The 1,127-nt window shown below is 75.4% G+C and carries 1 protein-coding gene and 1 pseudogene; both read left to right on the top strand.

Annotation, left to right across the window (positions count from 1 at the left end):
- A pseudogene (locus ABZ749_RS35560) lies at positions 1-657 on the top strand (DNA polymerase Y family protein); the annotation flags it as partial.
- Between the two features lie 234 nt (positions 658-891).
- Positions 892-1,127 (top strand): hypothetical protein (locus ABZ749_RS35555; RefSeq protein WP_357235845.1); only part of this gene is annotated, 236 nt, incomplete at its 3' end.

The raw sequence follows: 1,127 nt of genomic DNA, 5'->3' as shown, positions 1-1,127 counted from the left end.
GCCATCGCCGACCGGGTGCGCTGGCAGCTCGACGGATGGCTCTCCGGCAGCAACGGCCGCGCCGGTGCCCGACCGGCCCGGCCGACGGCCGGCATCATCCGGCTGCGACTGATTCCAGACGGGGTGATCGCCCAGGCCGGTCTGCAGGCCGGCCTCTGGGGGGAGACCGGCGAGGAGCGGGAACGCGCGCACCGGGCGTTGAGCCGGGTGCAGGGCATCCTCGGCCCGGAGGCGGTGGTCACCGCGGTGCTCGGTGGTGGGCGCGCCCCGGCCGACCAGGTGCGACTGGTGCCGTGGGGCGACGAACGCGTCCCGGCCCGGCCCGAAGCTCCGCCGTGGCCGGGCCGGCTGCCGCCGCCCGCGCCCGCCGTGGTGCTGCCCAGTCCGCTCGCCGCGACCGTGCACGACGCCGCCGGTGAGCCGGTGGTGATCAGCGCGCGGTTGGCGGTGAGCGCCGCGCCCGCCCGACTGGTGGTCGGCACCGGTCAGCCGGCGGAGATCGTGGGTTGGGCCGGGCCATGGCCGGTGGACGAGCGCTGGTGGGCGCCGGCCGAGGCCCGCCGCCGGGCCCGGTTCCAGGTCAGCCTGGCCGACGGTGCTGCCCTGCTGCTGGCCGTGGAGTCGGGGCAGTGGTTGGTGGAAGCGATCTATGACTAAGTCAGGTCGATCCCTGCCCGGCGTCGGCTGGCTCCGCGCTGGCCGGGGAGCAGATGTCCTGATGAGCGTGATGACTCACAGACATCAAGATGCCTGTGAGTCATCACGCTCATCGCACCTCTCGCCGCCGTCGGGGCGACCGCCGTCGTGTTCGTCGTCGACCCGGTCGCCCAGCATCCCTCGGTCGAGCAGTACCGGGCCGAGCAACGCGGCCGGAGCGGCCGGAGCGGCCGGATGAGCTTCCACAACCCGGAGATGCCCTGGTCGGAGCTGGAGCGGGTGCTCTCCGGGCGGGCCAGCGGCGCCGGCCGGTCGGGTGGCGGGCGGTCGCGCGAGGAGCGGCACCTGCACGTGGTGGACCCGCTCGCCGTGGACGCCGATGGCGGCGACTCTCCGGCCTGGAGCCGCCGCCGCGAGCAGTACCAGCCACCGGAGCTGACCCGCCCCGACGGCGTGGTGCCCTACGCGGA

The sequence above is a fragment of the Micromonospora sp. NPDC047753 genome, assembly GCF_040642735.1.
In the GTDB taxonomy this organism is placed as follows: Bacteria; Actinomycetota; Actinomycetes; order Mycobacteriales; family Micromonosporaceae; genus Micromonospora.
The sequence above is the reverse complement of the archived record's forward strand: the minus strand, read 5'-3'. Positions and strand labels throughout refer to the sequence as shown.